This window comes from Paenibacillus kribbensis, from assembly GCF_002240415.1.
Taxonomy (GTDB): Bacteria; Bacillota; Bacilli; order Paenibacillales; family Paenibacillaceae; genus Paenibacillus; species Paenibacillus kribbensis.
In genome coordinates, this window is sequence record NZ_CP020028.1 from 3,235,501 (window position 1) to 3,261,813 (window position 26,313).

Annotated in this window: 21 protein-coding genes; 1 reads left to right on the top strand and 20 read right to left on the bottom strand. The window is 47.8% G+C overall.

What is annotated here, in order from left to right:
* Positions 1 to 50 precede the first annotated feature (50 nt).
* From B4V02_RS14275 to B4V02_RS14310, 7 genes are all read right to left on the bottom strand, one after another.
* Positions 51 to 1,175, bottom strand: a complete 1,125-nt coding sequence (locus B4V02_RS14275) for a glycoside hydrolase family 88 protein (RefSeq protein WP_094155319.1) — start codon at positions 1,173 to 1,175, stop codon at positions 51 to 53.
* A 56-nt stretch (positions 1,176 to 1,231) separates the two neighbouring features.
* On the bottom strand, positions 1,232 to 3,142 hold the full coding sequence (locus tag B4V02_RS14280) for a glycosyl hydrolase (protein WP_094155320.1): 1,911 nt from the start codon (positions 3,140 to 3,142) through the stop codon (positions 1,232 to 1,234).
* Between the two features lie 16 nt (positions 3,143 to 3,158).
* Entirely contained in the window at positions 3,159 to 5,087 is a 1,929-nt protein-coding gene (locus B4V02_RS14285) for a heparinase II/III family protein (RefSeq protein WP_094155321.1), read from the bottom strand.
* 197 nt (positions 5,088 to 5,284) lie between these two features.
* Positions 5,285 to 6,286, bottom strand: a complete 1,002-nt coding sequence (locus tag B4V02_RS14290; RefSeq protein ID WP_007430228.1) for a cation diffusion facilitator family transporter — start codon at positions 6,284 to 6,286, stop codon at positions 5,285 to 5,287.
* A gap of 401 nt (positions 6,287 to 6,687) precedes the next feature.
* A complete protein-coding gene (locus tag B4V02_RS14300; protein WP_094155323.1) occupies positions 6,688 to 7,404 on the bottom strand; it encodes a response regulator transcription factor in 717 nt (238 codons plus the stop codon).
* Positions 7,405 to 7,479: 75 nt separating this feature from the next.
* Positions 7,480 to 7,818 (bottom strand): hypothetical protein, encoded by a 339-nt coding sequence (locus tag B4V02_RS14305; RefSeq protein ID WP_094155324.1) that lies wholly within the window; start codon positions 7,816 to 7,818, stop codon positions 7,480 to 7,482.
* A 48-nt stretch (positions 7,819 to 7,866) separates the two neighbouring features.
* Complete coding sequence (locus B4V02_RS14310; RefSeq protein WP_094155325.1) at positions 7,867 to 8,067, bottom strand: DUF2933 domain-containing protein; 201 nt, start codon at positions 8,065 to 8,067, stop codon at positions 7,867 to 7,869.
* Between the two features lie 155 nt (positions 8,068 to 8,222).
* Between B4V02_RS14310 and B4V02_RS14315 the strand changes: the two genes are divergently transcribed.
* The gene (locus B4V02_RS14315; protein WP_094155326.1) at positions 8,223 to 9,806 is read left to right on the top strand and encodes a multicopper oxidase family protein; all 1,584 of its coding nucleotides are present in this window, start codon (positions 8,223 to 8,225) and stop codon (positions 9,804 to 9,806) included.
* Between the two features lie 90 nt (positions 9,807 to 9,896).
* Here B4V02_RS14315 and B4V02_RS14320 read toward each other — a convergent pair whose 3' ends face one another.
* The 13 genes from B4V02_RS14320 to B4V02_RS14385 all read right to left on the bottom strand — a co-directional run bounded on the left by B4V02_RS14320 (position 9,897) and on the right by B4V02_RS14385 (position 26,313).
* Positions 9,897 to 11,267: a HAMP domain-containing sensor histidine kinase gene (locus B4V02_RS14320; protein WP_094155327.1), complete on the bottom strand. Its 1,371-nt coding sequence runs from the start codon at positions 11,265 to 11,267 to the stop codon at positions 9,897 to 9,899.
* A gap of 455 nt (positions 11,268 to 11,722) precedes the next feature.
* Positions 11,723 to 13,129, bottom strand: coding sequence for a 4Fe-4S binding protein (locus B4V02_RS14330; RefSeq protein WP_244188333.1), 1,407 nt, complete (start codon positions 13,127 to 13,129; stop codon positions 11,723 to 11,725).
* Positions 13,096 to 13,518 (bottom strand): hypothetical protein, encoded by a 423-nt coding sequence (locus B4V02_RS14335; RefSeq protein WP_094155329.1) that lies wholly within the window; start codon positions 13,516 to 13,518, stop codon positions 13,096 to 13,098. The genes B4V02_RS14330 and B4V02_RS14335 overlap by 34 nt, the downstream gene beginning before the upstream one ends.
* 233 nt (positions 13,519 to 13,751) lie before the next feature.
* Positions 13,752 to 14,720: an ABC transporter ATP-binding protein gene (locus tag B4V02_RS14340; protein WP_094155330.1), complete on the bottom strand. Its 969-nt coding sequence runs from the start codon at positions 14,718 to 14,720 to the stop codon at positions 13,752 to 13,754.
* A complete protein-coding gene (locus B4V02_RS14345) occupies positions 14,713 to 15,696 on the bottom strand; it encodes an ABC transporter ATP-binding protein (protein ID WP_094155331.1) in 984 nt (327 codons plus the stop codon). The genes B4V02_RS14340 and B4V02_RS14345 overlap by 8 nt, the downstream gene beginning before the upstream one ends.
* Positions 15,697 to 15,709: 13 nt before the next feature.
* A complete protein-coding gene (opp4C, locus tag B4V02_RS14350; protein ID WP_094155332.1) occupies positions 15,710 to 16,636 on the bottom strand; it encodes an oligopeptide ABC transporter permease in 927 nt (308 codons plus the stop codon).
* A 14-nt stretch (positions 16,637 to 16,650) separates the two neighbouring features.
* On the bottom strand, positions 16,651 to 17,604 hold the full coding sequence (locus tag B4V02_RS14355) for an ABC transporter permease (RefSeq protein WP_094155333.1): 954 nt from the start codon (positions 17,602 to 17,604) through the stop codon (positions 16,651 to 16,653).
* Between the two features lie 106 nt (positions 17,605 to 17,710).
* On the bottom strand, positions 17,711 to 19,435 hold the full coding sequence (locus B4V02_RS14360) for an ABC transporter substrate-binding protein (protein ID WP_094155334.1): 1,725 nt from the start codon (positions 19,433 to 19,435) through the stop codon (positions 17,711 to 17,713).
* Between the two features lie 198 nt (positions 19,436 to 19,633).
* Positions 19,634 to 20,569: an ArsR family transcriptional regulator gene (locus B4V02_RS14365; RefSeq protein WP_007430215.1), complete on the bottom strand. Its 936-nt coding sequence runs from the start codon at positions 20,567 to 20,569 to the stop codon at positions 19,634 to 19,636.
* A 226-nt stretch (positions 20,570 to 20,795) separates the two neighbouring features.
* Positions 20,796 to 22,205: a discoidin domain-containing protein gene (locus B4V02_RS14370; protein WP_094155335.1), complete on the bottom strand. Its 1,410-nt coding sequence runs from the start codon at positions 22,203 to 22,205 to the stop codon at positions 20,796 to 20,798.
* A gap of 36 nt (positions 22,206 to 22,241) precedes the next feature.
* A complete protein-coding gene (locus B4V02_RS14375) occupies positions 22,242 to 23,645 on the bottom strand; it encodes a discoidin domain-containing protein (RefSeq protein ID WP_094155336.1) in 1,404 nt (467 codons plus the stop codon).
* 375 nt (positions 23,646 to 24,020) lie between these two features.
* Positions 24,021 to 24,956 (bottom strand): dockerin, encoded by a 936-nt coding sequence (locus B4V02_RS14380; RefSeq protein ID WP_094155337.1) that lies wholly within the window; start codon positions 24,954 to 24,956, stop codon positions 24,021 to 24,023.
* A gap of 199 nt (positions 24,957 to 25,155) precedes the next feature.
* Positions 25,156 to 26,313, bottom strand: a complete 1,158-nt coding sequence (locus B4V02_RS14385; protein ID WP_094155338.1) for an amidohydrolase — start codon at positions 26,311 to 26,313, stop codon at positions 25,156 to 25,158.

The window sequence follows — 26,313 nt, forward strand, 5'->3', positions numbered from 1 at the left end:
GCGTATATGTAATGTAAATGAGATTACATACACGCTGCCTCACAGTTCATTTAGCAAACACTAAACAAGCCTTCCTCCCCGCGTAGCTTTGCCAAAGCCTCTACAAAGAAATAATCGCCGTAAATAATGGGAACGTTGATGTATTTTTGCTCAGGATAATGTACGGTTCCGTTCATCAGCAAGCCCTCGTGCTCCTCGCCCCACGCTGTGCATGTGTGATGCAAGCCCATAAGGATGGATTCTGCCCTTTGGGTGAAATGCTCCGCACGCGTCGAATATTTGGCCAGCTCCAACAAACCGCTTGCTGCAATGGCCGCAGCAGATGAATCCCATGCTCCGCGATGTCCCTCTGGTGCTCTAAAATCCCACACAGGCAGACAAGCATCTCCCAGTTGGGACAGGAAAAAGTCTGCTGTGTTTTCGGCTACCTTCAAATAACGCGCATCGTGCGTGTACCCGTACGAAAGCGTAAAGCCGTACAAAGCCCATGACGTGCCACGTGCCCAGGCGGAGCCGGGAGCGAACCCCTGCCCACCATGCTCGGCGACCTTTTTTCCGATCTCCGGATCAAATTCGACCACATGTGCGATGGAGCTGTCCGCACGGACAAATTCACGCGCCACGGTATCCGCATGCTGCACAGCCAGAGCAGCAAAACGAGGATCTCCGCTTTCCTCCGAGGCCCAATAAAGCAAAGGAAGATTCATCATACTGTCTATAATCGCGACGCCCCGTGTATCCATGTCCTTCGAATGAAAGTTCCACGCACGAATAAAACGGCCATTCACGTTAAAACGGGCGGCCAGCAGATTAGCAGCCAGCAGTCCCCGTCTTCTGGACTCAGCATCCCCCGTCGACCGATAAGCGGCAACACCGCTGAGCAACCAAATAAAACCGAGATCGTGGTCTACCGCTTCGCTGTTATAGAGCACGTTTTCCAAACGACTCTCGCACCGCTGCGCAATCCCGGCGGCTCCGCTGTCAGGGCGGGCCCGATTTGCCAGCCATAGCAGCCCTGGATAAAAGCCTGCTGTCCACCACGCTTCCTCACGATTGTCATAGCGTCCACCCTCCGCAACATGTGGAAAAGCGTCTCCCAGTCTTGCCGCCAAGGCAAGCGTTTTGTCCAAAGCCAGCTCCCACGATTGCTCCAGCCATGCTTCTGTTTTCGTCATTTCTTTTACTCTCCCTTTCTCCAACACTTCGAAAACGCCTATAACTACAGCCCTAATTATTCAGGCAGCCGAATGATAAAGGAAATACGACTGCCTGTGCATTCCAGACGCGCTCCCTTGAGCAAGCCGTTCCGGCAGGCTACGGAAGTCAATTCCTCCGGCCATACCACGTTCGTTCCTTCCGTTGTCGGGATGACTTCAAGACTGGCGCCTGCGTATTCCACCCGTATGCTTTCCGTTTCTTCCCCGGCTGACATCACATGATGAATTACGCTGCGCTCCCGACCGTCATACGCCATTAAGGGAATTAGCGCTCCCACATGCTGAATATTGCCTTGAAGCTCATACTCCACCTCAATTTTTCCACGCATCTGACGATAATGTGTGCGGATTTCCCTCACCCCCGGAAAGGGTCCTCTCCATAGCAATGTAAAATCCGTTGCTCCGTCAGATGCCGAGCTTTGCTCCACCTGTACGGACCCTCCACCATCCTGCGGATCAATCCCTCCGTCCCGGTCGAATTCCAGCGTTCCGGGGATGCCTTCCGACAGGCTGTGCCACTTTCCGTCCTCCGTTTGCCAGGCTGGAGAATAGCTTAGCGGGAAAATATCTCCTTCCGCAAAGCCTGTAAAGCCGCGGTCTGCATGCCCTGCTGAGGACGGACCCATCAGTGACGGCAGCGAGGTCTGCTGAATACGCACAATGCCGGGAATATTGTACGGGTCATTGACCGACGTCTGCACAAGCATTTGCTGGCCGTCTACAGTTGCAATGACCGTCTGGAACCAGCCGTCCGTTTCCAGCACTCGGCTGCCAATCTCCGCCGGTATAGAAGCTGGAGCAATACGCTCTATCCCTTCCCCGTACAGCAGGGTATGAGCCAGCACAGCCGCCGTCCACAGACTGTAGCAGGTGTGGTTCGAGTACACCTCGAAGCCATGCCGTGCCTCGGACGAATAATGATTGCGGACAATATGCAGCTTGCCATTGTCGATTTGCCAGCGGCTAATCGCTTGCCAGCACAGGTCTGCTGCCCGCCGGAACGCACCCGCAAGCCCGCGCTCGCCTGCTGTATAAGCCTGCTGCGCATGGGTCGTGAAGACGAAGGCTGCCGCCGCTTCGTTCCACTGATGCTGCGCGCTTCGACCGCGCGGCGGAATTTCTCCGTGCGGGGATAACGCCAGCAATGAGCTGAGCGCCCCTCTGCGAAGATGGTCACGCAGTTCAAGAGCGCTGCCGCCATCATATCCGTTCTCCAGCATCACGCCCAGATGAAAGCGAGTGACGATATCGTAGGCGAACGGGCTATTGGGTCGGTCCAGCGGACCGTCCTGATACAGTCCCAAGCCGGTAAAGCGTGGCAAATGGTAGCTGCGGATATACGCCTCCATCCACTTGGCATCGGCTGCAAGCCCTTCGGCGGCACGCAAAAACTCGCCGGACATCATAATCGCGTTCCAGTTGATCATCCGGTTCGGATTTTTCATTTTGCTCATCGTAAAAATGTAGGTCTGCTCCGGCTCAATCCTGCTCAACTGCTGCTTCCAAGCTGTAGCTTGCTCTGGCAGCAAATGTTTCAGGAGCCGGTACGCTCCCATCATCATGATGGGAAAAAAGTCCGGGTGCTGATCCGGCGCTTTTTCCTCCACTACACAAGCGATGCTGTGCGTCAAAGCCGCAGCCGCAGATTCGAGTAAATCATGCCGACCTTCTTTGACCAGTACCGCTGCAGCCAGCGCATAGGATGGAGTAGAGTAATACCGTTCACTTTCAGAATGGGGGTCAATGATAGCTCCGGTTTCATCCTGATGCAGAGTATATGCACGAACGAGCTTTTCCAGCATGGTAAGCTTGCGTTGGCGTGTCCAGCTGTCCTCCACTCGATTCCGTGTGATCTCCAACTGCTCTAAAAATCTCTCCAGCTCCGTCTGCCAAGGATACACGCTACCTGTATGCAGCTTATTCATCCTGTCTGCCTCCCATTCAACATGAAGATTGATTGATGATAAAAAACAGATTGCAATCTACGCTTGCAGAATCATTCCAGCGATCTGAGGCCAATTTCAGTGATGTTTTATAAAACACAAAGGGTACTCCATCATGATCCAGATGCTTCACAGCCTCCACCCTCGGTTGCACCACACTGGCATCATAATCCAGCCTGACCACAGCCTTCGTTCCTTGCCATTCCACGAAGCCCATTCCTGTTCTAGGCTGAATACGGCTGATCAAAAGCTCCTCCACATCCCATGGCTTCATACTCACGCCGGACGGTTCAAACTCAAAATGATCTGTGACAGTAAGCCTCGCTCCCTCGTTTTCCTCCAGCGCAGTCCATGCAAAGGAGCGGGTGAAAACCGTTAATTCCTCTACCGGATACGCAGATGTCAAATCAAGTTTTAGCCTTGTGCCCGTCCGTGTCTCCTCCTGCTCATCCACAGCAATATCCAGTACAACCGCCTTTGCCCTTGCACCCGATTGCTGCATGGTCCCATTGATTATGGGCACAGAATGGCCACCGGAGGAAATGTTGATGATCGACTCTCGTCCCGGTGAAAAATAGGCTTTCGTATACAAACCTGCTCCCAGATCACACAGCAGATTTTCACCACCGCCATGAAGGATAAAATGTCCAAGATCGTTATGATTGTGCGGTTCATTGTTATGCCCACCCTTGGCTGAAAATGCAAGCATTGCGTCTAGTTCAGGCTTTTGTCTTCCAGCTCTGCCATGACTGGAACTATGCCTAAAACTACGGCTACGGCACATCAGCCATCCTAGCTGTGGCAAATAATCGACTCCAGCCGGATCGCTTCCAAATGCCAAAGGATTCGCCCATACCAGGTTGCGCAATACGTGTGCCCAGCGACGACAAGGGTCCTCCAGCAGACCAGGTACGTGAAAAGGGAGTGACGAGTGGCCTTCCTGCAAAGAATTCAAATACGAGATGAGTCCAGAGGGCAAGCGTTCAGTTTCACTGCTGTCTGAATAATTGGCGAAAATACCATCCGACAGATGCACCCGCTCCGCAAAGGCGGCGATTTGTCTCACCTTTTCCGAGTTCAGAATATCTACGGCTTCCCCGGTAAACGCACGCAGCATATCGGTAAAATACATGAAATAACCAAAGCCGTACACCCAGTAGCCGACGCCCTCAGGGCACCCTCCGTCCTCCTTGTAACCTGCAAGAAAACAATCCAGCGCACCGAGCATTTTCTCGATGGCCTCGGCTTTGCCCAGACTGTCTTCCACCAGCAGCAATGCAGCAATTCCGCAACCGGAAGCGCATACGGCTGCCCAGTTATGGTCCGCTGTCTCCCATTCAAAATGTCGAGGCTGCCAAAACACAGGCTCCAGCACACGGCGCCCGACCTCTTGGCGCACCTGAGCGACCACATGTCCATCCAACTGCTCGCCTAGCAGCAATAAAATTTCAGCCAGCATCTGCACTGTTTCAGACGCGAATAAATCCACCTGCTGCCAAGGTGGTGTCACCGTGTCCTCTTCCCTGACATGTGCAGGAAGCGCCCATGTGTACTCGCGGCATATTTCCAGCAGGCCGCTTTCCACCTCTTTCATCCTCCAGGGCTCCGAATCGGCAACAGCTGCCAGCACCAAAGCAACCAGTCGTCCACGCCGTTCAAAGTACACATCCTCATACGGCTTGCGCTCTCCCGTAAGTGCAAATTGTCGAAACAGTGTCAACGGAAGCTCAGGCCATGGTGTTTCCCGATTAGCGTTGCAGACACGTTCGATGTCCATCCAAAGCTCGGCGTATACCGGTTCAGCAACAGTCGCCCGCAGCCTTTTTGTCCATTCACTCCTTACACTTTGCCTTGCTGTGTCCTGCACCCCGTCAGACAGCACCTTAACGAGCCGCGAAGCAGGCCAAGCCTCCTTCAAAAGACTCATTCGCTTTTCCTCCCCATAAGAAGCATTCATTTCACCTTCTTTTTTGTTAACGCTTTCATTGTATCTAACAATGAGCCTAAATTCAAAGGGGTAGCCCCACCATTTGGAAAAATAAAAGAACCTCCACGCCACGTTTCCGTGGTCATGGAAGTTCTTGATTAGCGTTCCTGCCAGACTCCGTCCAGGTTTAATTGAATCTATCGTTTCTGGCCTTGAGAGGCCTCCTGCTTCCAGTTTTTAACCCCATCATCTTCCAGAATACCTAAGGCAGCATCCGAAATATGAGGATCACGCAGCAAAGCATCCTCGACTCTGAACTTGATATCATCCGCATCTGCCAGCGTCATTCCCGGTGTAAGCTCAATCAGCCCTTCCACGTGATAATAGCGTCCTTCCTGCAAGATACGCATTTGATAAATATCCGTTACATGCGTATCGGCAAGAATAATAGAAGCCACACGTTCTTCAATATCCGGGGGAGCCGATACACCAATCAAGCCCACCATATTATCGTAGCCGACCCGAAACGCAACGCCGACCATCAGACAACCGATAAGAATACTCGAAATCCCGTCCAACAGCTTAAAATCTGTCAGCGATGTGACCACGACAGCCAGCAAGGCAAGCACACCACCCGTTGTTGCGACCAAATCCTCATAAAATACCAGACGGGTCGGCGGTGCAGCACGTCCCACATGACGGAACGCAGACGTAAAAATGCCGAATCCCTTGGCTTCTACTCTAGATTCATGCAGCACTTCTTTCATTGCTTTGCTCCAGACAAATCCGTCAACCACCAGTGACAAAACAAGCACCACTACATTAATCCAAAATCCCTGTGCTGATTCAGCCGGGTGCTGCAGCAAATGAATGCCTTCCAAAGCTGTTTCATAAGCCATAATCGTTACGACAATAACGGCAACCATGCAAAACAGGTTAATCACGCGGCCAAAGCCGGTGGGAAAGCGTTTGGTCGGCTTTTTCTCTGCCAGTACACTGCCTGCAAATACAAACATTTGGTTCACTGCATCTGCAATGGAATGCATCATCGTGGCAAACATGGAACCGCTGCCTGTCAAGGCAAAAGCAATTCCTTTAACCAGAGCAATGCCAGTATTACCTAACGCCGCCGAGCCCGAGGATTTATTCCCCTTTTTTACTAGACTCCAAAAGGAGTCCTCTCTCTGTTTCTCTTCCATCCCGTAGCTTCCTCCTGAGGTATACATAATCTGATAGTGCCACATTATGTAATCATTTGCTATGTATTATTTTCAACCCGTCCATATTTTACCTAACCATCTGTGGAGAATCAATACAAACTATAATATATATCACATGAAAAACAGCTAAAAAAACATGTTCCTCAGAATCTGGAGCATGTTTTTCTTTAGTATTATTTTTTTCTTTTATTCAACCATATGTATGAGAGCCAAAACAAAGATATCAGTATGCCGGCGACCACTGTTAATTTCAGCATGATTCCAAAATAGGATAACATCGGATTTGGTGCATACGCGGTTGCTGACATGATCATACAGGACAAGCCGACGAAGATTATCGAAACAGCAATTGTCCAATCCGATTTATTCATCATTCACCTCTATACTTTAAGCGAGTAATAAGACGAATCATCCCATTTGTAGCCTATTCCCCAAACCGTTTTTATAGGGTTATAAGATAGTCCAGCAAGTTGCAATTTTTCTCGAATGTTTTTGATATGAGTATCAATGACTCGATTTTCTCCCAAAAAATCGTTCCCCCATAAGCGTTCAACGATAGCGTCCCGTTCGAACGTTCGTTGCGGGTGCTGGGCTAATAATTGTAAAATATCATACTCCTTTTGGGTTAAGTCGATGTTTTCGTTCATCACCACTACCTGCCGCCGTTCCGGATATATGGTTAAATCCGGGAATGTAAGCTTCTGCTCCCTGACCACAGCATGGGCTTGATGGCTGGAGCGTCGCAACAATGCATAAATTCGGGCAATAAGTTCTTCCGGGTCGACAGGCTTCACGACATAATCATCCGCCCCTATGCCAAGTCCCAGTACCTTGTCCTTAACCTCACCTCGAGCGGTTAGCATGAGTATTGGAACAGGCGCAATTTCTCGCATTTTCTTGCAAACCTGCCATCCGTCCATGTCCGGCATCATAACGTCTAATAAAACAACGTCATGCGTTTGGCTCCTAAAAGCTTTCAAACCTTCACTTCCGTTAGATGATTCGGTTACGTGGAATCCTTCGTTACTTAAATAAATTCGAAGAAGATTACGCATATTCCATTCGTCATCGATCACAAGTACTCTTAACTGACTCACGCCTATTCCCCTACCTTAGTGAAGTCGTTGTCCCTACATCAGCATAACAAACATGAGAACAAGATGCATTTGAGGTTATATTCCTGATTTTGCATTTTTAGATGACTTTAAAGCTTCTTGACACTGCTTCAACATTTCCGAGCCTTCCTTACCTTCCATCATTTTTTGCATATTCTTCTGATGATCCATCATCCCCTCCATGTCCATATCTTTACTCATAGATGCGTGCATACCTCTATTTTCATTCATCATACTCATCGTAACGTTTGACATATGGCCATGGTCGGCTGCTTGATCAGACTTAAGCGACTGTTCACTACCTTTAGCTTGACTGATGTTCCATTGACTCACCAGATTAAATCCAACTATTGGCAATACGATCATTGCCGCAAGCAACCAGTATTTCTTTTTCATCTGTTATTCGCTCCATTTCGTCTCTTTTTTTCATTTATCTAAAAGTTATCATCCATGAACCTTCTCATGTATCTGATTTAATTGCTTCTGTATTGCCTGGTTTTCCTTAACAAGAGCTTCATACTCTGATCGGCTTACCGCATCTTGTTCTTCCTTTCTTTTACCATGACCATGATGTCCTTTCATGCCAAACATCATAAAAATCATCATGATAGGGCATGCAAGCACAAGCAGCCAACTCCAATCCATGCTGATCCCTCCTCTCTGGGCGTCTTGAGTATAGCCCTTAATTGTGTGGTTTTTATGAGGAAATTCTTATAATTAAAATTTGTGCTAACTTCATACTTTCCACAAGATTGTGACCTATAATGCGTCTTATTAATAATAGAAGGAGGGAATACGTCATGAATAAAGCTTTGCTTGGAAAGACAATCCTGGGTATATTTGTGCTCGGTAGCATCTTGGCTGGTTGTTCAACAGCTAAAGACGTTAAATCTACAGCAGCTTTATCTAAAGAAACCGCGTCCACAGCCGTATCATTAAAACAAACGGTTAAGCCCACTGAATTAAATGGTGAACTGGTAACCTTGACGGCCGAGGCCAGCAACCTGGAAGTAGAAAAAGGAACGTCCCTCCCGGTTTGGACGTTCAATAACTCAGTGCCAGGCCCGCAAATCCGGATTAAAAAAGGAAAAACCGTAAACATTACCGTGAAAAATCAGTTAACAGTGCCCCTCTCCTTGCATATCCATGGATACCCTTTACCTTTTAAAATGGATGGTGTTCCGGGGATCACGCAAAATGCGATTGCTCCAGGCAAGAGCTTTACTTATACCTTTCAAGCGACGGTTCCCGGCACGTACTGGTATCATTCTCATCAAGACAGCGTCAATCAGATCGATAAGGGGCTTTATGGTTCCTTTGTTGTAGAAGATGATCTGGTGAAAGCGGATCGGGATTATACGTTAATGCTAGATGAATGGATGAGTTCAAGCTCGGAAAGTGGTCATGAAGGCATGATGAACATGAGCATGGACATGCCCGGCATGGATCATTCCTCAACCACAACCGACTCAAGTGGCCAAAGTGAACAACATACCTCTACTCAGCCGGGACATGATATGAGTATGTATGATCTCTATACGATAAACGGCCAAACTTATAATAACTTGCAGCCGCTGCAAGTCACCCAAGGAGACACCGTTCGTCTACGCTTGATTAACGCCGGGTATTTGAGTCATTCGCTTCATTTGCATGGACATCGTTACCGTATCATTGCTACCGATGGCAATCCTGTCTCTGATCCGAAGTGGGTTAAGGACAAGCTTCTTTCGATTGCCCCCGGTGAACGGGTGGATATTGAATTTCAGGCCGATAACCCGGGAACGTGGTACCTGGAAGAGCACGGTTCCAGCCCAAGGATTTCGAACATGAAGCAGCGTATTCAATACACCAATGAGCAGGGAACAAATGATCAACCCGATCCATTAACGAAACTGCCTACAGTAGATCTGACAAACTACGGAAAATCGCAAAAAGGACGGTTTTCGTTGAATGATGTGTATGATGTAAGTTATACCATGAACCTGGGAACCCGTGTACAGCAGGGAAAACAGGAATATACGATCAATAACAAGGTGTATCCCGACACGGAGCCGCTTTCTGTACAAACTGGAGATAAGGTGAAAGTTCGTTTTGTAAATACATCTGCCAACGATGACCATCCTATGCATCTGCACGGTCACACGTTTCAAGTCCTAAGCAAAAACGGAATTCCACTTAAAGGTTCCCCCGTATATAAGGACACTTTAAATGTTAAACCTGGAGAAGAATATATCGTAGCGTTTACAGCCAATAACCCCGGTGATTGGATGTTTCACTGTCACGACTTGCATCATGCCTCTGCTGGTATGGTGACGGACCTGAAATATAATGATTTTCAAAATACGTTCCAACCTGATCCGAACTTGAACAACACTCCTGAATAAAACAAATATTGGTCCAGTACAAAAGCCAGACTTCCTTATTCAGGAAATCTGGCTTTTCATTCAGGCAGCTTTTTTCTATATCATTCCTGTTTATGCCAAAGGAAAGGACAAACGAAAGACGGTCCCTTGTCCCATTGCACTCTCTACCTCAATCGTCCCTCCTTGCAACTGCACTAATTTTTGGACAATGGCAAGGCCAAGCCCCGTACCTCCAAGCTCCCGCGAACGGGACTTTTCCACCCTGTAGAACCGCTCGAAAATGTAAGGAAGCTCATCTGGAGGAATTCCTGACCCTGAATCGGAAATCATAATAACCCCGAATCCATTCTCTTGCTGTAAAGCAAGTTTGATCGTCCCCTCTCTTGTATAACGTATGGCATTATCAAGCAAGTTTAAAAGCACCTGTTCCAAGCGGACAGGGTCGACAAGACATCGTGGTATCGTTTCCAGAGCGGATACCAATTGTAATCCCTTTTGCTCCGCTTTTATTCTTACCTTATTTACCGACTTTTCAATAGCTCGCCTGACATCAACGGATTCCAAATGGAATGTAATTTTCCCTTCTTCCATTTTGGCAAGCTCAAACAAATCGTTAATGATCACCGTTAATCGATGAGCCTCATCAGCTATAATGTGTAAATATTGTTGTTTTTCTTCTTCATGATCCACGAGTCCATTGGCCAAGACATTCGCATATCCCTTCAAATAAGTGACAGGAGTTCGAAGCTCGTGAGAGACATTCGCAAAAAATTCTGAGCGTGTATCACGATATCGCTTGAGTTCCATGGCCAAGTCATTAATCGCGCCGGACAATGAGCCTACTTCGTCATGGGAACGGACGGGAAGACGTACTTCCAATTCTCCTTTGGCTATGTTACGAGTAGCCGCTTCCATCTCTACTAATGGAGCAGACAGCTTTTTGGCAAGGATAAAAATACAGCCGAGCGCCAGCAGCAGTGTACCAAAGCCTGCAAAGCCGATAAGATAACGAACAGAACGGATCGATTCTATCATATGTTCTAATGAACTCACGACATAAATCCCCTTGATCGCAGGATTTTCCGAACGGTTAACCGGGTTACCATGCAATAAATACAGCTGATCGCCTGCAGTAAACTCCTTTTCAATTCGCTTCCCCTGAAGCAATCGTGTATTTTCCCACACATTCGGCCATTCCTGAATCTTTTTCTGTTTTGTAGAAGACATGTCAAGAAATTGACCCTGCCCATTCACTAGATAAATGTTAGCCTCAGAGAACTCGGCCATCGTTTCCACAGCATAGATTCGATCACGAAGCATAACGGATAAGTGCAAAGCCAGCTCATTTGCTTCCTCATGTGCTTTTTTCGTATAAAAGTTGCTGAATAGCTGGTTGATAACCATACTAAGCAAGACCAGAATCACAAGAAACAAACTAAACATGGTGAGACTGAGTTTTAAATAAACCTTATTCCATTTCATGCGATCCTCCTTATCCTGCATTCACAAATTGACCACAAAAAACACATGGTTTCTCTATAATTTTTCGTTACTTTAATAATAAGCTTCAACATAATGTTGTCTATCCTTCTATTCTTTTCGAAATCTTTATGACACCCAAAACAAACATCCTGGTACAAAAATCAGTTAATAACCAGATTCAATTTAAAGACAGTCAGATTATTCAGGAACAGGCCATGATTAAAAGGATAGACTTGATCGTTTACCCTAACTTGAAAAGCGCAAGAAACATCCTGCCAGATTCTCTTTTTCAATCCGTTGCAGCGACTTTATCGCTCCAAAATCCAACAAGTGTCCGGCCAGCATTGGATGAAATGTTTTGTCAAGAGCTGTAACACCAAAGCAATTATGCTTGGTAAACAAAGCAGCCAGCCGCCCCATGGTACGAGGAAGACTGGCTGTTGCGTTATCAGGAGCTATACCCGGTGGTCCATCGGCAAAGAGAACAAGTATATATTGATTACTGCCAACAAAATCATTAGCGCATAATAAGGCAGCAGCTTTTTCCAGGAAGCCCTATTCCCTATGCGATAAACGGTATAAGCTGAACCGACAAGACCCAGTACAATAACAAGATACTGCATAAGCTGTACAGTACCCACAGAAGCCAATGCCAGGTCTCCGGTTAATGTATAGCCAAACAAATTACCCGTATTGAACCAAATGGCTTTTCCCTCCGTGAACATGTGGAAAAGGTTATGCGCCAAGTGACCAGCCAAGTCAAGCGGAATAACGGCGTAACCAAAACGCACGAAATTCTCTTTTACTTTCTCGGATGTTCCTTTGCGGGCAGTTAATTTCGCTGTCCCCCACAGCATGGCGATTGGAATCATCATGGAAACCACAAAAGCAACCGTAAAATTCACCGGGTAGTAGGTAGTTTGCGTAATCTTGCTAATGACTTTTAAAATATCTTGCCAAATTCCTAACATCGTAAGATTTTGTACAAAAACGATTCCCATAATAACCGCTGCCAAAAATGCATGTTCGGCTTTTGGTTTTTTGATTCCCCACAGCTCTGCAGTCGGCGTTCTCGGGGTAATACGGATGGAATTGTTGGGGCATGACTTCACGCAGTTTCCACAAAGGTTACAATCCGCACTGTCATCCATTGTCCGGACAAATTGAAACATGGGACATCCTTCTGTCTTGCTATCACCTTTAAAACAGGATTGTGTCTTGCAGGTTTTGCAAACGTCAGGTGTTCCCCGAAGCTCCAGCATACCTGAACGGGAATAGTTGCCCGCCAATCCTCCGAGAAAGCAAAGTGTTTTACAAAAGGTCCTTCTTTCGAAAAATACGGAAGTACCGACAACCATCGTCGTCAGAACAAGAAGCAGATATCCGGAACCGCGCGGCGATTCAATGATCCCCCAAATGTGATCGGACCATGTAATCATGATGAAAAAAATATCAATCATCCATATTCCATATTTCTTTAAAAACTTCGGCATCGGCCTTTCGCTGCCAACCAGCTTTCGAACAATGTCACTGATTTTACCGAAAGGGCAGACTGCGCACCAGAAACGACCCAATACCAGAAAAATAATGGGGATGGCCGGCCACCACAGCACCCACGTTAATGAAGTTCCAAAATTTCGACTGGGGTTGACCGTACCGGCAACCAGCTCATATACAATCACAGAAAATACGATCATAGCCGCCCACTGGAATATTCCGGGATACCATCGGCTCTTAATAAAGGCTTTTACCAACGGAATATCCAACAAATTATATTTCTTTTTTTCAGGTGGGATGCTCACCTGCTGCGTTTTACTTGCCGGGTTGATCATGCTTGAGCACGTCCCTTCTTCAGTAACCATTTACGACAGGCTCCATAGAGAATAAATCCCGCCATTATGCCTGCAAATATGCTTAATACCGGAATATTTGGAGGTGTCTCTACTACTTCCTCGCCATGTCCACCATGTCCGCCGTGTCCACCACTTTCCGCAGATTGATTAGGGTCAACTGAATCTTTACTGGTGCCCATATCCATGTTGTGGTGTTCCTCCATGGTCATACTGTGGGAATGGGTATCATCCATCTGCATATCAGAAGTCATTTCTTCTTTTATCGGGTTCTGTAGCTCTTGTACCGCTTCGTGCCCTGCTTGTCCATGCTCATCGTGTTTTGTCGCCTCATCTGCCAAGGCTGTGCTGACAAACGAGAGGAGTCCAATAAGCACAACGATGATTCCGCATCTTTTCATTCATCTCTTCCTTCCTTTACGAGTGCTTTAATCTGAGTTATTGTAAAAAGAAAGTGTGTAGAAACTGTGTAGAAATTGCGAGAATTACACGAAAACCCAAAAAAAGATGATATTTCAATACATATTCGAATTCCTCTGGCCACATCAAAAAGCCGTCGAACCAGCAGAACCGTTTCATTGTGATGAACGGTCTGCCGTTTCAACGGCTTCCAATTTTGCTGATTCAACGTTGTTTATTCAACCAAATGGCAAGCTACCCAGTGATCTGGACGAGCCTCTCGATAGAGCGGAACCTCTTGGGAGCAACGACCGATCGCAAAGGGACAGCGGGTATGGAACTTGCAGCCTGAAGGAGGGTTAACCGGACTCGGGATATCCCCTTTGAGCAAAATGCGTTCTCTTTTCAGCTTCGGCACCGGAATAGGCACAGCGGACAGCAGCGCCTTCGTATACGGATGCAGCGGATTTCCGAACAGTTCATCACGCGAAGCTGTTTCGACCATAGAACCCAGATACATCACTCCAATGCGGGAACACAGATGCTCTACCACACTCAAGTCATGCGAGATAAAAAGATATGTCAACCCCCGCTCGGCCTGCAATTTGGCAAATAGGTTAATAATTTGCGCCTGGATGGACACATCCAGCGCCGATACCGGCTCATCTGCGATGATCAGATCCGGCTGAAGTGCCAGCGCCCGGGCAATGCCAATCCGCTGACGCTGGCCTCCCGAGAATTCATGTGGAAAACGGTCGATATGATACTCCGACAAGCCGCACAGCTTGAGCACGTCGAGTACAATGGACCGGACCTCCTCCTTCGTCGCTAGTCCATGATCCAGCAGCGCCTCACCAATCGCGTCGCCGATCCGCACCCGCGGATTCAGGGAGCTGTACGGGTCCTGAAAGATCAGCTGGATTTTGGGACGCAGCTCCTGCATCCCTTTGGCGGACAAGCTGTGCAGGTCGACCCCTTTGTATTTCACGGTACCGTCCGTTTTGTCCGTCAATCTGACAATCGTGCGGCCCACCGTGCTTTTGCCGCTCCCCGACTCGCCCACCAGGCCAAAGGTTTCTCCTTGACGGATGGTAAAGCTGATATCGTCCACCGCCCGTACATGCCCTGAAGTACGATTCATCAACCCGGATTTGACCGGAAAGTACGTTTTTAAGCGGTCAATTTCCAACAATGGCTCAGCCATGCACAACCGCCTCCTCATATAACCAGCAGGCTGCCTTCTGCTGAGCTGAAACTTCTTTTAATGCAGGCTCCTTCACGCGGCAAATGTCCATACACTGCGCGCAGCGGTCATGAAAGTAGCAGGAAGCCGTCAGTTCCAGCGGATTTGGCACCTGTCCGGGGATGGAATACAGCTCCTTTTGGCGCTGATTCAGCACTGGCTTGGATTTGAGCAAGCCTTGTGTGTAAGGATGCTGGGGGTGATTGAACAGCTGCACCACTTCGCCTTCCTCGACAATCTTACCCGCATACATCACAATGACGTAATCAGCCATTTCTGCGACAACACCCAGATCATGAGTGATTAGCATGAGCGACATATGGGATCGGGCTTTCAATTCACGCAGCATATCAAGAATTTGCGCTTGTATCGTTACATCCAGCGCCGTGGTTGGCTCATCTGCGATTAGCAGCTTGGGGCCGCAGGACACAGCAATAGCGATCATGATGCGCTGCAGCATTCCTCCGCTCAGCTCATGCGGATAGCTTTTCAAAATCTGCTCCGGCCGGGACATGCCGACCTGCTCGATCAGCTCCAGTGCCCGCTTGCGTGCTTCCTTGCGCCCCAGCTTCAAATGCTCCATTAGTGGCTCGCACAATTGTTCACCTATCGTCAAGACCGGATTCAATGAAGACATCGGCTCCTGAAAAATCATAGATATGTCATGCCCGCGAATCGTGCGCATCTCATTTCTGCCAAGCTCCAACAAATCAGTCCCCTCAAAACGGATGCTTCCGCCTGCCACCTTACCACCTGGACTCTGGATCAAGCCCATGATCGACATCGCCGTAATGCTTTTGCCACAGCCCGATTCACCGACAATGCACACCGTTTCCCCCGGCTTCACGCGAAAGCTGATATCATCCACCGCCTTAACGGTTCCTTCTTCTGTATAAAAATGAGTGCTTAAATGCTCAATCGAAAGTAAATTGTTCATGGTGTATGATCACCTACCTCTTATGTTTCGGGTCAAGTACATCCCGCAGCCCGTCACCAAAAATATTAATAGCGATGACTGTAGCAAAAATCGACAAGCCTGGCGGTATCCACAGCCACGGACGCTGCTGAAAATCCAGCACATTGTTGGCCGCATCAATCATATTGCCCCAGGTCGGTGTCGTGGGCAGCACGCCAAGCCCAAAGAAGCTGAGCACAGATTCACTCAGGATGGCTCCGCCGATGTTCAATGTAGCGATCACGATCAGCAACGGCAAAATATTGGGCAGTAGATGCTTGAACAGCTTACGGCGATTGGATAATCCCAGCACTGTCGCAGCCTGCATAAATTCACGCTCCCGCAAGCTAAGCATCTGACCTCTTACCATCCGTGCAATCCCCGGCCAGTTGACCAGACTCAGCATCAGCATGACAATGTACATCCGCTGATCGGGCGGAACCTTCCAGTCAGACAGCAGTGCGCCCATAATAAAGAGCAGCGGCAAACTGGGGATCGTCAGCAGCAAATCAGCAACACGCATAATGATCTGATCGGCGATTCCGCGAAAATATGCAGATATGACCCCCAGCGTAGCCCCCAAAACGACTGACAGCACCATAGAAGCCAGGCCCACCGTCAGAGAAATTTGCCCTGCCTGCATCACACGGGTCAGCACATCCCTTCCCAGCTTGTCTGTTCCCAGCCAGTGATGGATGTTCGGCCCCTTGTTCATCATCAATATATTGGTTTTGTTATCAGCATAGGGGGAAAATAACGGGCCGATAAAACAGAGCAAAAACATAAATACCACGACGAGCAGCCCAACCATAGCCAGCTTGTTTCGAAACAGCTGCCTGAGCGCTTGCTGCCACATCGAGGATTTGGCAGCTGGCCGCAGTCTGCCGCTGCTTTGGCTCAAATTCCTGCTAACAGATGACATTCCGTAGCCCCTCCTTACACTTTTACACGCGGATCAGCGATGCGATACAAAATATCGGACAGCAGCGTGCCAATGACGCTCAATATGGCAATCAGCATCGTGAAGCCCATGAGCAGCGGATAATCCCGAAGCGAAAAGGATTGCATATACAGCTGGCCGATGCCCGGCCAGTTAAAAATCTTTTCAATAATAAGTGATCCGCCAAACAGCGCCGGCAATTCAAAACCAACGAGCGTAATCGCAGGCAGCAATGCATTTCTCAATGCGTGCGTAAAGAGTACCTTTCTTTCCTTTAAGCCCTTGGCACGGGCCGTACGGATATAATCCTGCTGAATCACGTCGATCATATTGCTGCGGAAGTAGCGGGTCAGTGAGCCCAACCCCAGCAGCGTCATCACGATCACCGGCAAGGTCATATGCTGGAGAACCTCCTTGACATACTCCATGCCTGTAGCGTTACTGCCTGTATTGAGCATGCCGCCCGGTGGCAGCCACTTTAGATCGACCGCCGCAATTTTAATCAGATACAGCCCGATAAAAAAAGATGGAAGGGACATCGCGGCGAAAATCAGCACCATAACCAAAGTATCGAACCAAGAATATTGTTTGTAAGCAGCAATCACACCAATAATGACGGCGATCAACCAGGTCAGGAAGGTCGATACAATGGCCAACAAGAACGAGTTCCAGATATACTCATTAAACAGAGTCAGCACCGGCTTCTGCTGGGCAAGCGAATAGCCGAAATTGCCATGCAGCGCATTTCCCAGCCAATTTCCATAGCGTTCAAAAATAGGCTTGTTCAGGCCGTAGATTTCTCTCAGCTCCGCCTTTCTCTCCGGTGACAGCTTCAGATTGCCACTAATGAAATCTCCCGGTGTCATGGCGTACAGGAAAAATATCATCATCGAAGCGGCCAACAAAATAATAATCATGTACGTCAGTCTTTTCGTTAAAAACGAGCTCATGACAGACTCCTTTCAATTCAGGCTCAGGCTGCTCGATCACAATCCCCATTTGGGAAGCCCCTTGATCTGAACCTGGGGTTCTTCACAAGGGGCCCGCATGCCTACCTTATTTGAGAGACCATTCGAACAGATTGCCAGCCAAGCCAATGAACGGGCTGACCTTTACATGCTCCATCCGACCATTGTAGGCATACACCGTCTTCTTGTAATTGGTGAAAATGACAGGCAGCTCATCATTCAACAGCACATATAATTCTTTATATACTTTCTTGCGCTCTTCAATATTCGTCGTAGACAAGCCTTTTTCATATAGCTCTTTGACCTTTGGATTGTTATATCCCTTGATTTCTCCATTGACGAATTGTTCGATTCCATCAGATGGATCTGTCAGCATACCTGTCGAGAAGGCGGCCAGATCATAATCCTTCCCTTCCACTTTGGCAACCATGGCATTAAAATCTGCAAAGATCTCCGGCTGCAAATCCACACCAATCGCCTTGTAATTCTCCGCCGCAAGCGCAATAAAGGTGTCTGTCTCCGGACGCTTGGAGGTCAGCAGATGAATAGTCAGCTTCTGGCCGTTTTTCTCGCGAATACCGTCACTTCCTTCTACCCAGCCCGCTTCATCCAGCAGCTTTTTTGCTTTTTCCGGGTCATAGTTATACGGGTTGATTCCGTCTGTTGTGTAGGACCAGAATATAGGGGAAGCTGGAATGTTGGCTACCGCCCCTGCTCCCTGAGCCGCGTCGACATAAATGCTTTTGCGATCCAGTCCATAGGTCAACGCTTGGCGAACCCTTTTATCCTTCAGCTTTTCATTTTCCAGGTTGACCTGCAAATATCCGTAGGTGCTCGGGGTGTAGGGCAAAATGTTCAAAAAGCCAAGCCCTTTCAGCTTGTCGATATTTTCTTGCGTTGCTGTGAAGGAAGCAAAGTCGGTATCGCCCGTTTCAATAAACTGCCAAGCATCGCCTTCCGCTGTCTTATAAATGAAGTGCTGCGTTTTCGGCTTGCCTTTGAAGAAGTGGTCATTGGCCACCATACGAACCTCTTGCCCTGGTAAGAACTTTTCCAGCTTGTAAGCTCCGTTGCCCAGAGGACTGCCATGCAGGTTTTTAAAATAATCCAGCTGTCCGAATTTGTAATCCTTGCCGTAGTAGGCCTTGGACAGTACATTGTCACCGAGAATGGACAGAGCCAGCGCATTTGGTTTTTCCAGCGTCGCAGAAATGGTCTGCGGATCAACCACCTTGATCCCGTCGATTTGTTTTGCCTTGCCTTCCGTATAGGCTTTGCCGCCTTTAATGTTCAGCTTTCGGATTTGGCTGTCGCCAGGATAGGCCTTGTCATAGATCAACGTCCAGGTAAAAGCGACATCCTCTGCTGTCAAAGGGGAGCCATCGCTGAATTTGGTACCTGGAACCATATGGAATGTATACGTCAGATTATCCTTGGAAATATCCCAGCTCTTCGCCAGATTAGGCAGTGGAAGCCCCTTCTCGTCTACCGTAACCAGCGGAGTCCACAACTGCGAAATGACGTTGCCGTCATAACCGCTCTGATTAAAATACGGTGTGAACACGCCTGCCGGGTCGGTCAGACCGACAATAATCGTGTCGTCTCTTTTTTGGGACACTTCTGGCAACTTGGACAGATCAGAGGCCTTTACCAGACTTGTTAAAGGTTGTGCTGTAGCAGCCTGCTGCGTGTTCTCATTATTCTGCGTATTAGCATGGCTAGCGCTATCCGTTCCCCCGCTAGAGCAAGCAGCTAATAAAGCAGAGCTTGCCAGAAGTAGACTGCTAAGTAGAATAATTCCCTTTTTCAAAATAATCCCCCCGAGTTAATTTAGTAAATTCCGATAGAACAAGTTGTGATTAATAAGATAAATCTCATTATAGGAATCTATTCCGGTTCTGTAAAGAGAGAACTCCATTTTTTATGTAAAAAAATAGACGTCAACTCATCTGGATTCCAAATGACCTGCGTCTATTTGTTTAAAGTGTTAAAGTCCGCCTGTGTGGGCAGCCTATTTTCGCTCCATGTAGCCCAGGATACTCCCGTGCATTTCATCCACGGCCGAAAGCCTCGCACTGTAACCGAGCAATGTTTCGCCATCAAAATGAGCATGGATGAAGCCAGCGGCACGGAGCTTGAATATATGGTCATGCGTGATTCCCTTGGACAGCTTGAGATGACGGACAATTTCAATAAAGGTTCGTGGAGACTGGCTTTGGTACAAATATTTTAGAATCTTAAGCCTGCTCTTCTCCCCCAGGCTTCGAATCATACGGTATTCCTGTGGGGACAAAAAGTCTTCCTCTTGAACATAAATCCCCGCCGAATAGTGACACAGCAGGAGCGATCCAAACCGGTAAATGATATTAATAGGTTGAAAATGGTATTGTGGCACCAGCAACACCCGCGTTAGTCCCTCGGAAGGCTCAAACCGAAAGCCACTGGTTGTACGATCCACCCATTCCATAGAGCTATATACATCCTTCTCCTTATTTCTCCGTTCGGCTTCCTGCTCCAGCCCGCTTAAAATCTTCGTATCCACATGGCGAAAATACTCCTCATACCAGCCGGATAGCAGCCGCAAAGCAAGCCTGCGAAGCCTCTCCATATCGTCAGGCAGCGGGATACCATAGGCTGATGCCTGATCATTCAATTCCTGTGCAGTCCGGCTCTCCAAACGATCTACAACCTCAGCAATATCCCCTTGATCTGTAAGCATGCAGACAAGTCCATAAATGACCTTCCAATCTGCATTGATTTCCATGGGCTCCAGCAATCCGGTCAAGCCTGGAGACAGCGTTCCTCGCACCTGCTCCGCCCATGCAGAAGATAAATCAGTCTTCTTGTAAGCCTTGCGGCAAATAAAGGTGTGCAGGCTGCTGAGCAGCTCAAACACCGGTCCATATGCTACATGTACATCATAAGGAGCATCCACGTCGTGACTCATCGCTCTCTGTCCTCTTTTCTTTCATGTCTAACGTTCATTATACATATTATCGTACACACGTTCATTCTCAATAATCCATGCATACAAATATGAACGATGCTGGCCACATATATCAAGATACAAAAAAAGCCTGATATCATCAGACTCCAACTGTTCAGCTATGAATTAAAAAAGGTTGTCTGCTGCATATTGCAAGAGACAACCCTTTGAAATAATAATGTGATGCTTAAAGTTTGTTCGCTGCGACTTTCCACTCTAAAATCCCTGTGGATGCCGAGCCTTGGGATACCATTTCAATTCTTAATTTCGTTGTTTTTACAGGCGTAAAAGTGGTCGTATTATATTGATCTGCCGCAGTTCCCAATCCTTTGGCCTGCTTGACATTGGACCAGCCTCGACCGTTCCAGTACTTAATTTTGTAAGACTTGGGAACATCAATGCCACCCCCGTCTTTGAACCAATATACATCGGTTTGGGATACCGTATGCTCTTGATCAAAATCATATTGGACCCACTGGGTTCCCGTTTCAGGCCAGTTTCCGTACACGGCGTGACTTCTGTCATTGGAGCTGGTGGGATCAAAGCCATCATTGAGTGCGCTCACATTTTCCCAAGGCGAAGTATAGGAAGTGCTGGCTTTGGCAGCTCGCGCAATGTTCACGTTTTCATCAGGTGATGTATCGATGGGACCCTCGCCGCCGTTATTCGCGCTTGGGAAACGGGAAGTATCTTTTTTGAGCTGACTCCAGGTATAACGCAGCATCCAGATATCCCAGTCCGTGATATGATCGGAATTGCCGGCCCACATAATGGTGTTCGTTGGGAAGCCACCTGGTGGACGCTCGTGTTCTTCATAAAAATCGTTTAATCCAAAGCCATGTCCAATTTCATGTTCGGTAATCTCAATCTCATCAGCGTTCACCGTGTTCAGAACGTATTCATCATTCATACGTTGTCCCCAGTCACCGCCGGCTCCCCCACCGAAATTTTCTGTAGCCCAAAGGTACATATCAAAACGTTTATCCAATCCACCCGGATACGAATAGTTCGGGTCCGAAAAATGCTCAAACCGAGATATTTCATTAGGCGCAACCGGAAGTGCAGCAGGAATTCCCGGTTGTTCGGAAGCTAACACATCTGTAATGGTATCCGTATAAATGACCTCGTCAGACTGCTTGTCCAGCAGCAGTGAAGGATTGGCAACAGCCCAGCCTACCACTTTTACTTTAATATTCTTATAGGGCCAGCCATCATATCCCTGGAGATGCTCTGTCCAATGGTTCATCTGACGATCTAGCATTCTAGCAATATCCTGGCGTTGCTTCAGTGTAACAGGCTTGGAAGATTGCCAACGCACTACATAGTTTAGCGTTCCTTTTCCCGCAAAAATTTGATCAAAAATCAAATTTTTACGGTTAGTCGAGCCTTCGGTCAGCATTCTATTCTTCCAAACCCACTCCACCGATGATTTGAGATAAGCTGGCATATCAGCCAATGTCGAATCACCCGTTGCCGCAACCACGGCACTCTCATTCATCTGCGCATCCGCAGATACAAAGCTAGTGTTTCCCATCAGTAAGGAGCTAGCAATCACCACAGAAAATGAAGCCGCCATCATTCCTTTTTTCTTCAACATTCGTTTCCCTCCATATCATTTCAAAATATTACTTAATTAATTAGCCGCGACTTTCCACTCTAAAATCCCTGTGGATGCCGAACCTTGGGATACCATTTCAATTCTTAATTTCGTTGTTTTTACAGGCGTAAAAGTGGTCGTATTATATTGATCTGCCGCAGTGCCCAATCCTTTGGCCTGCTTGACATTGGACCAGCCTCGACCGTTCCAGTACTTGATCTTGTAAGACTTGGGAACATCAATGCCACCCCCGTCTTTGAACCAATATACATCGGTTTGGGATACCGTATGCTCTTGATCAAAATCATATTGAACCCATTGTGTTCCTGTTTCAGGCCAGTTTCCGTACACGGCATGACTTCTGTCATTGGAGCTGGTAGGATCAAAGCCGTCATTGAGTGCGCTCACATTTTCCCAAGGCGAAGTATAGGAAGTGCTGGCTTTGGCAGCTCGCCCAATGTTTACGTTTTCATCAGGTGATGTATCAATCGGCCCCTCATGATCTCTAGGCGTATTTGGAAAACGGGAAGTATCTTTTTTGAGCTGGCTCCAGGTATAACGCAGCATCCAGATATCCCAGTCCGTGATATGGTCGGAATCACCAGCCCACATAATGGTGTTGGTTGGGAAGCCGCCTGGTGGACGCTCGTGTTCTTCATAAAAATCAGTTAAGCCAAAGCCATGTCCAATTTCATGTTCCGTGATCTGGATCTCATCCGAGTTCAAGGTGCTAAAAAGATAATCATCATTCACACGTTGGCCCCAATCCTGACCGGTACCTCCTACAAAATTTTCAGTTACCCACAAATACATATCAAAGCGTTTATCATATCCACCTGGATACGAATAGTGCGGGTCCCAATAGTGCTCATATCTGGACAAGGCTGCAGGCGCAACCGGGAGTACAGCGGGAATTTCCGGTTTTTCGGAAGCTAACTCATCTCTAGTCGTTTCCGTATATACGACCTCATCCGGCTGCTTGTCCAATAGCAATGAAGGATCAGCAACAGCCCAGCCTACCACTTTTACTTTAATCTCCTTGTAGGGCCAGCCATCATATCCCTGGAGATGCTCTGTCCAATGGTTCATCTGACGACCTAGCATTCTAGCAATATCCTGGCGCTGTTGCAGCGTAACCGGCTTGGAAGATTGCCAGCGTACAACATAATTAAGAGTCCCTTTTCCCGCATCAATTTGATCAAAAATCGTGTTGTTGCGAGCCGTCGAGCCTTCGGTCAGCATTCTATTCTTCCAAACCCACTCCACCGATGATTTGAGATAAGCTGGCATATCAGCCAGTGTCGAATCACCTGTTGCAGCAGTCACCGCACTCCTGTTTTCTGCAGAAGCCGCAGATAGCATCGTAGCATTTCCCATCAGTAATGAACTGGCGATCACAACTGAAAAAGAAGCCATCATCATTCCTTTTTTGTTCAACATGCATTGGCCTCCATATCTATTGGTATGAATAACGATAGATTGCCTAAACGTTTAACTCTATCACATCACCTCTTTTGCGTATTTATGTATTGATCTATAAGATCAACAATAATCTATCAATCCTCCTTGTCGTTTTTTGTAAATAATCACAAACTATATTATCACTGGAATATTGCATCGTCAATATTTTCCTTAATGATTTAAATTAGGTATTTTGATCGTATATTGGAACGATATCGTCGCTTCTTATGCAAAAAACAGGTATTTTGTAAAAAATGAAAAACCGCTCCTTCACTAAAATCAATTCATCACAGAATTTGATTTTGGAAGAAACGGTCCTGTTGATCAGCTTTTCTGCGCTATTCCAAGAATCTTTTATCGGTTAGGAAAACGAGAAGTATCCTTCTTGACTTGGCTCCAGGTATAGCGCAACATCCAGGTATCCCATTCTGTTATCTTGGAAGAATTTCCTGCCCACATAATTGTGGGTGTCGGGAACCCGCCAGGTGGACGGTCATTTTCTTCATAGAAATCAGGCAGGCCAAATCCATGACCCATTTCATGCTCTGTGATATGGACTTCATCAGCGTTCAGGGTGCTCAGGATGTAATCATCAGACATGCGTTGTCCCCAGTCACCACCGGCCCCACCACCGAAGTTAGCTGTTCCCCACAGATACATATCAAACCGCTTGTCCAATCCGCCGGGATAAGCATAGTTGGGATCATTAAAATGTTCAAATCGGGACAGTGCATCAGGTGCAACCGGGAGCTTGGCAGGAATGCTTGGATTTGATTTGCTTAAATCATCTATAATGGTATCCGTGTAAACGATTTCATTAGATTGTTTGTTAAGGATTTGTGACGGATTCGCAACAGCCCAGCCTACGATTTTGACAGTAATATTGTTATAAGGCCAGCCATCATACCCTTTCAGCTGCTTGTTCCAGTTATTGACTTGACGGCTCAGCATGGAAGCCATATCTTTGCGCTGCTGAAGAGTGATATTTTTGGGAGATTGCCAGCGGACAACATAATTTAACGTCCCTTTTCCCGCATAAATCTGATCAAAAATCAAGTTTTTACGGTTGGTTGAGCCTTCCTTAACCATTCTATTCTTCCAAACCCATTCTACCGATGGCTTAAATTTTGCAGGTATATCGGCAGCGGCCAAGCTAATGCTCGTGGACTCAATATCGGAAGCGCTTTCCAAATCAGGGGCCGCTGAACCTATATTAGCCCCGCCAACCAGTAAAGAAGCTGCCACTATCAATGAAAAAGAAGCCATCATCATTCCTTTTTTCTTCGGCATTTCTTCAACCTCCATCACCTGTAATTTTTTGATAATCATACTTGGGAATAACAACCCTATTATTTTCGTATACTATTTCACCCACTCTCAATTTGAATAAAATAACAATTTTATAGTATCACTGGAATAAAAAATCGTCAATTAAAAAACCCCCTCTTTGCAAAGAGGGGACAAATATCAAAGGAGCAGACTCTCCTCCCTACTCTATGGATACCAATGCCGATTCTGCCAGTGATGCCAGCAGCTTCGCCGTTCCCGGCAGTGCGCGTTCGTCCAGGTCAAAAGCCGGATGATGCCATTCCTGGCTGCCTGAAGTGCCAACAAAAACGAACACACCGGGGATGCTCTTCTGATAAAGCCCAAAATCCTCGCTAGCCGAGGATGGCACGGGGCGAACGACCTCCAGACCAGCGGCGCGAGCTGCCTGCTCCGCAATGACAGCCAGCGGCCCGTCATTCAGCACAGGCGGCGGACCTTCGATCCAGCGGATGGTCGCTTTCGTGGAAAAAGCATCGGCAACACCTTTGACGACCTGCTCGAAGCGTTCAGCCACCTGGGCCCGCACGTTTTCGTCAAATGTCCGGATGGTGCCGTCCAGATAGGCACGGTCCGGGATGATGTTCCAGGCGTTGCCACTGTGCAGCTTCGTAACACTAATCACTGCGCTGTCCAGCGGGTTGACGCTGCGGCTCACAATCGATTGCAGGGCGGTAATGATGTGTGATGAAACCACAATCGGATCAATCCCTGCATGTGGAACGGCTGCATGCGTGCTCAGCCCCTCCACCTCAATGTAAAAGCCGTCCGCCGCTGCCATTAGCGGACCTTCCTTGATCCCGACTGTGCCTACTGGCAAGTCCGGCTTATTATGCAGGCCGAATATGGCCTGCACGCCTGCCAATGCACCGCTGTCCAGCACTTGGGCTGCGCCCTTGGCTTTTTCCTCGGCTGGCTGAAACACCAGCCGAACCGTACCTTTCAGCTCCTGCTCCCGCTGTTTTAACAATACAGCAGCCCCGAAGAGGGAAGCTGTATGAAAATCATGCCCACAGGCATGCATTTTGCCCGGATGCACCGAGGCATAGGCCAATCCCGTCTCCTCCTGAATCGGCAGCGCATCAATGTCCGCTCGAAGCGCCACAAGCGGCCCCTCCTGCTGCCCGCCGATTTCTGCCACCAGTCCGGTGCGCAGTGGCACATCCAGAATGGCTATGTTCTGTTCTTCCAGCAGACGGCGGATATAAGCGGTCGTTTCAACTTCCTCATTCGACAGCTCGGGATTTTGATGAAGATGGCGACGAATGTCCACCAGCTTCTGCTCCAAAACCTGCTCCTTGGTCCCGATTGATTCGCTCAT

Coding starts and splice junctions, on each gene's coding strand:
- B4V02_RS14330 (WP_244188333.1), bottom strand. CDS start 13,129: ATGGTTACTGAAGAAGGGACGTGCTCAAGCATGATCAACCCGGCAAGT.
- B4V02_RS14290 (WP_007430228.1), bottom strand. CDS start 6,286: ATGGAAGAGAAACAGAGAGAGGACTCCTTTTGGAGTCTAGTAAAAAAG.
- B4V02_RS14315 (WP_094155326.1), top strand. CDS start 8,223: ATGAATAAAGCTTTGCTTGGAAAGACAATCCTGGGTATATTTGTGCTC.
- B4V02_RS14285 (WP_094155321.1), bottom strand. CDS start 5,087: ATGAGTCTTTTGAAGGAGGCTTGGCCTGCTTCGCGGCTCGTTAAGGTG.
- B4V02_RS14320 (WP_094155327.1), bottom strand. CDS start 11,267: ATGAAATGGAATAAGGTTTATTTAAAACTCAGTCTCACCATGTTTAGT.
- B4V02_RS14375 (WP_094155336.1), bottom strand. CDS start 23,645: ATGTTGAACAAAAAAGGAATGATGATGGCTTCTTTTTCAGTTGTGATC.
- B4V02_RS14275 (WP_094155319.1), bottom strand. CDS start 1,175: ATGACGAAAACAGAAGCATGGCTGGAGCAATCGTGGGAGCTGGCTTTG.
- B4V02_RS14310 (WP_094155325.1), bottom strand. CDS start 8,067: ATGGATTGGAGTTGGCTGCTTGTGCTTGCATGCCCTATCATGATGATT.
- B4V02_RS14380 (WP_094155337.1), bottom strand. CDS start 24,956: ATGCCGAAGAAAAAAGGAATGATGATGGCTTCTTTTTCATTGATAGTG.
- B4V02_RS14340 (WP_094155330.1), bottom strand. CDS start 14,720: ATGGCTGAGCCATTGTTGGAAATTGACCGCTTAAAAACGTACTTTCCG.
- B4V02_RS14365 (WP_007430215.1), bottom strand. CDS start 20,569: ATGAGTCACGACGTGGATGCTCCTTATGATGTACATGTAGCATATGGA.
- opp4C (WP_094155332.1), bottom strand. CDS start 16,636: ATGTCATCTGTTAGCAGGAATTTGAGCCAAAGCAGCGGCAGACTGCGG.
- B4V02_RS14385 (WP_094155338.1), bottom strand. CDS start 26,313: ATGAGCGAATCAATCGGGACCAAGGAGCAGGTTTTGGAGCAGAAGCTG.
- B4V02_RS14355 (WP_094155333.1), bottom strand. CDS start 17,604: ATGAGCTCGTTTTTAACGAAAAGACTGACGTACATGATTATTATTTTG.
- B4V02_RS14370 (WP_094155335.1), bottom strand. CDS start 22,205: ATGTTGAAGAAAAAAGGAATGATGGCGGCTTCATTTTCTGTGGTGATT.
- B4V02_RS14305 (WP_094155324.1), bottom strand. CDS start 7,818: ATGAAAAAGAAATACTGGTTGCTTGCGGCAATGATCGTATTGCCAATA.
- B4V02_RS14280 (WP_094155320.1), bottom strand. CDS start 3,142: ATGAATAAGCTGCATACAGGTAGCGTGTATCCTTGGCAGACGGAGCTG.
- B4V02_RS14335 (WP_094155329.1), bottom strand. CDS start 13,518: ATGAAAAGATGCGGAATCATCGTTGTGCTTATTGGACTCCTCTCGTTT.
- B4V02_RS14345 (WP_094155331.1), bottom strand. CDS start 15,696: ATGAACAATTTACTTTCGATTGAGCATTTAAGCACTCATTTTTATACA.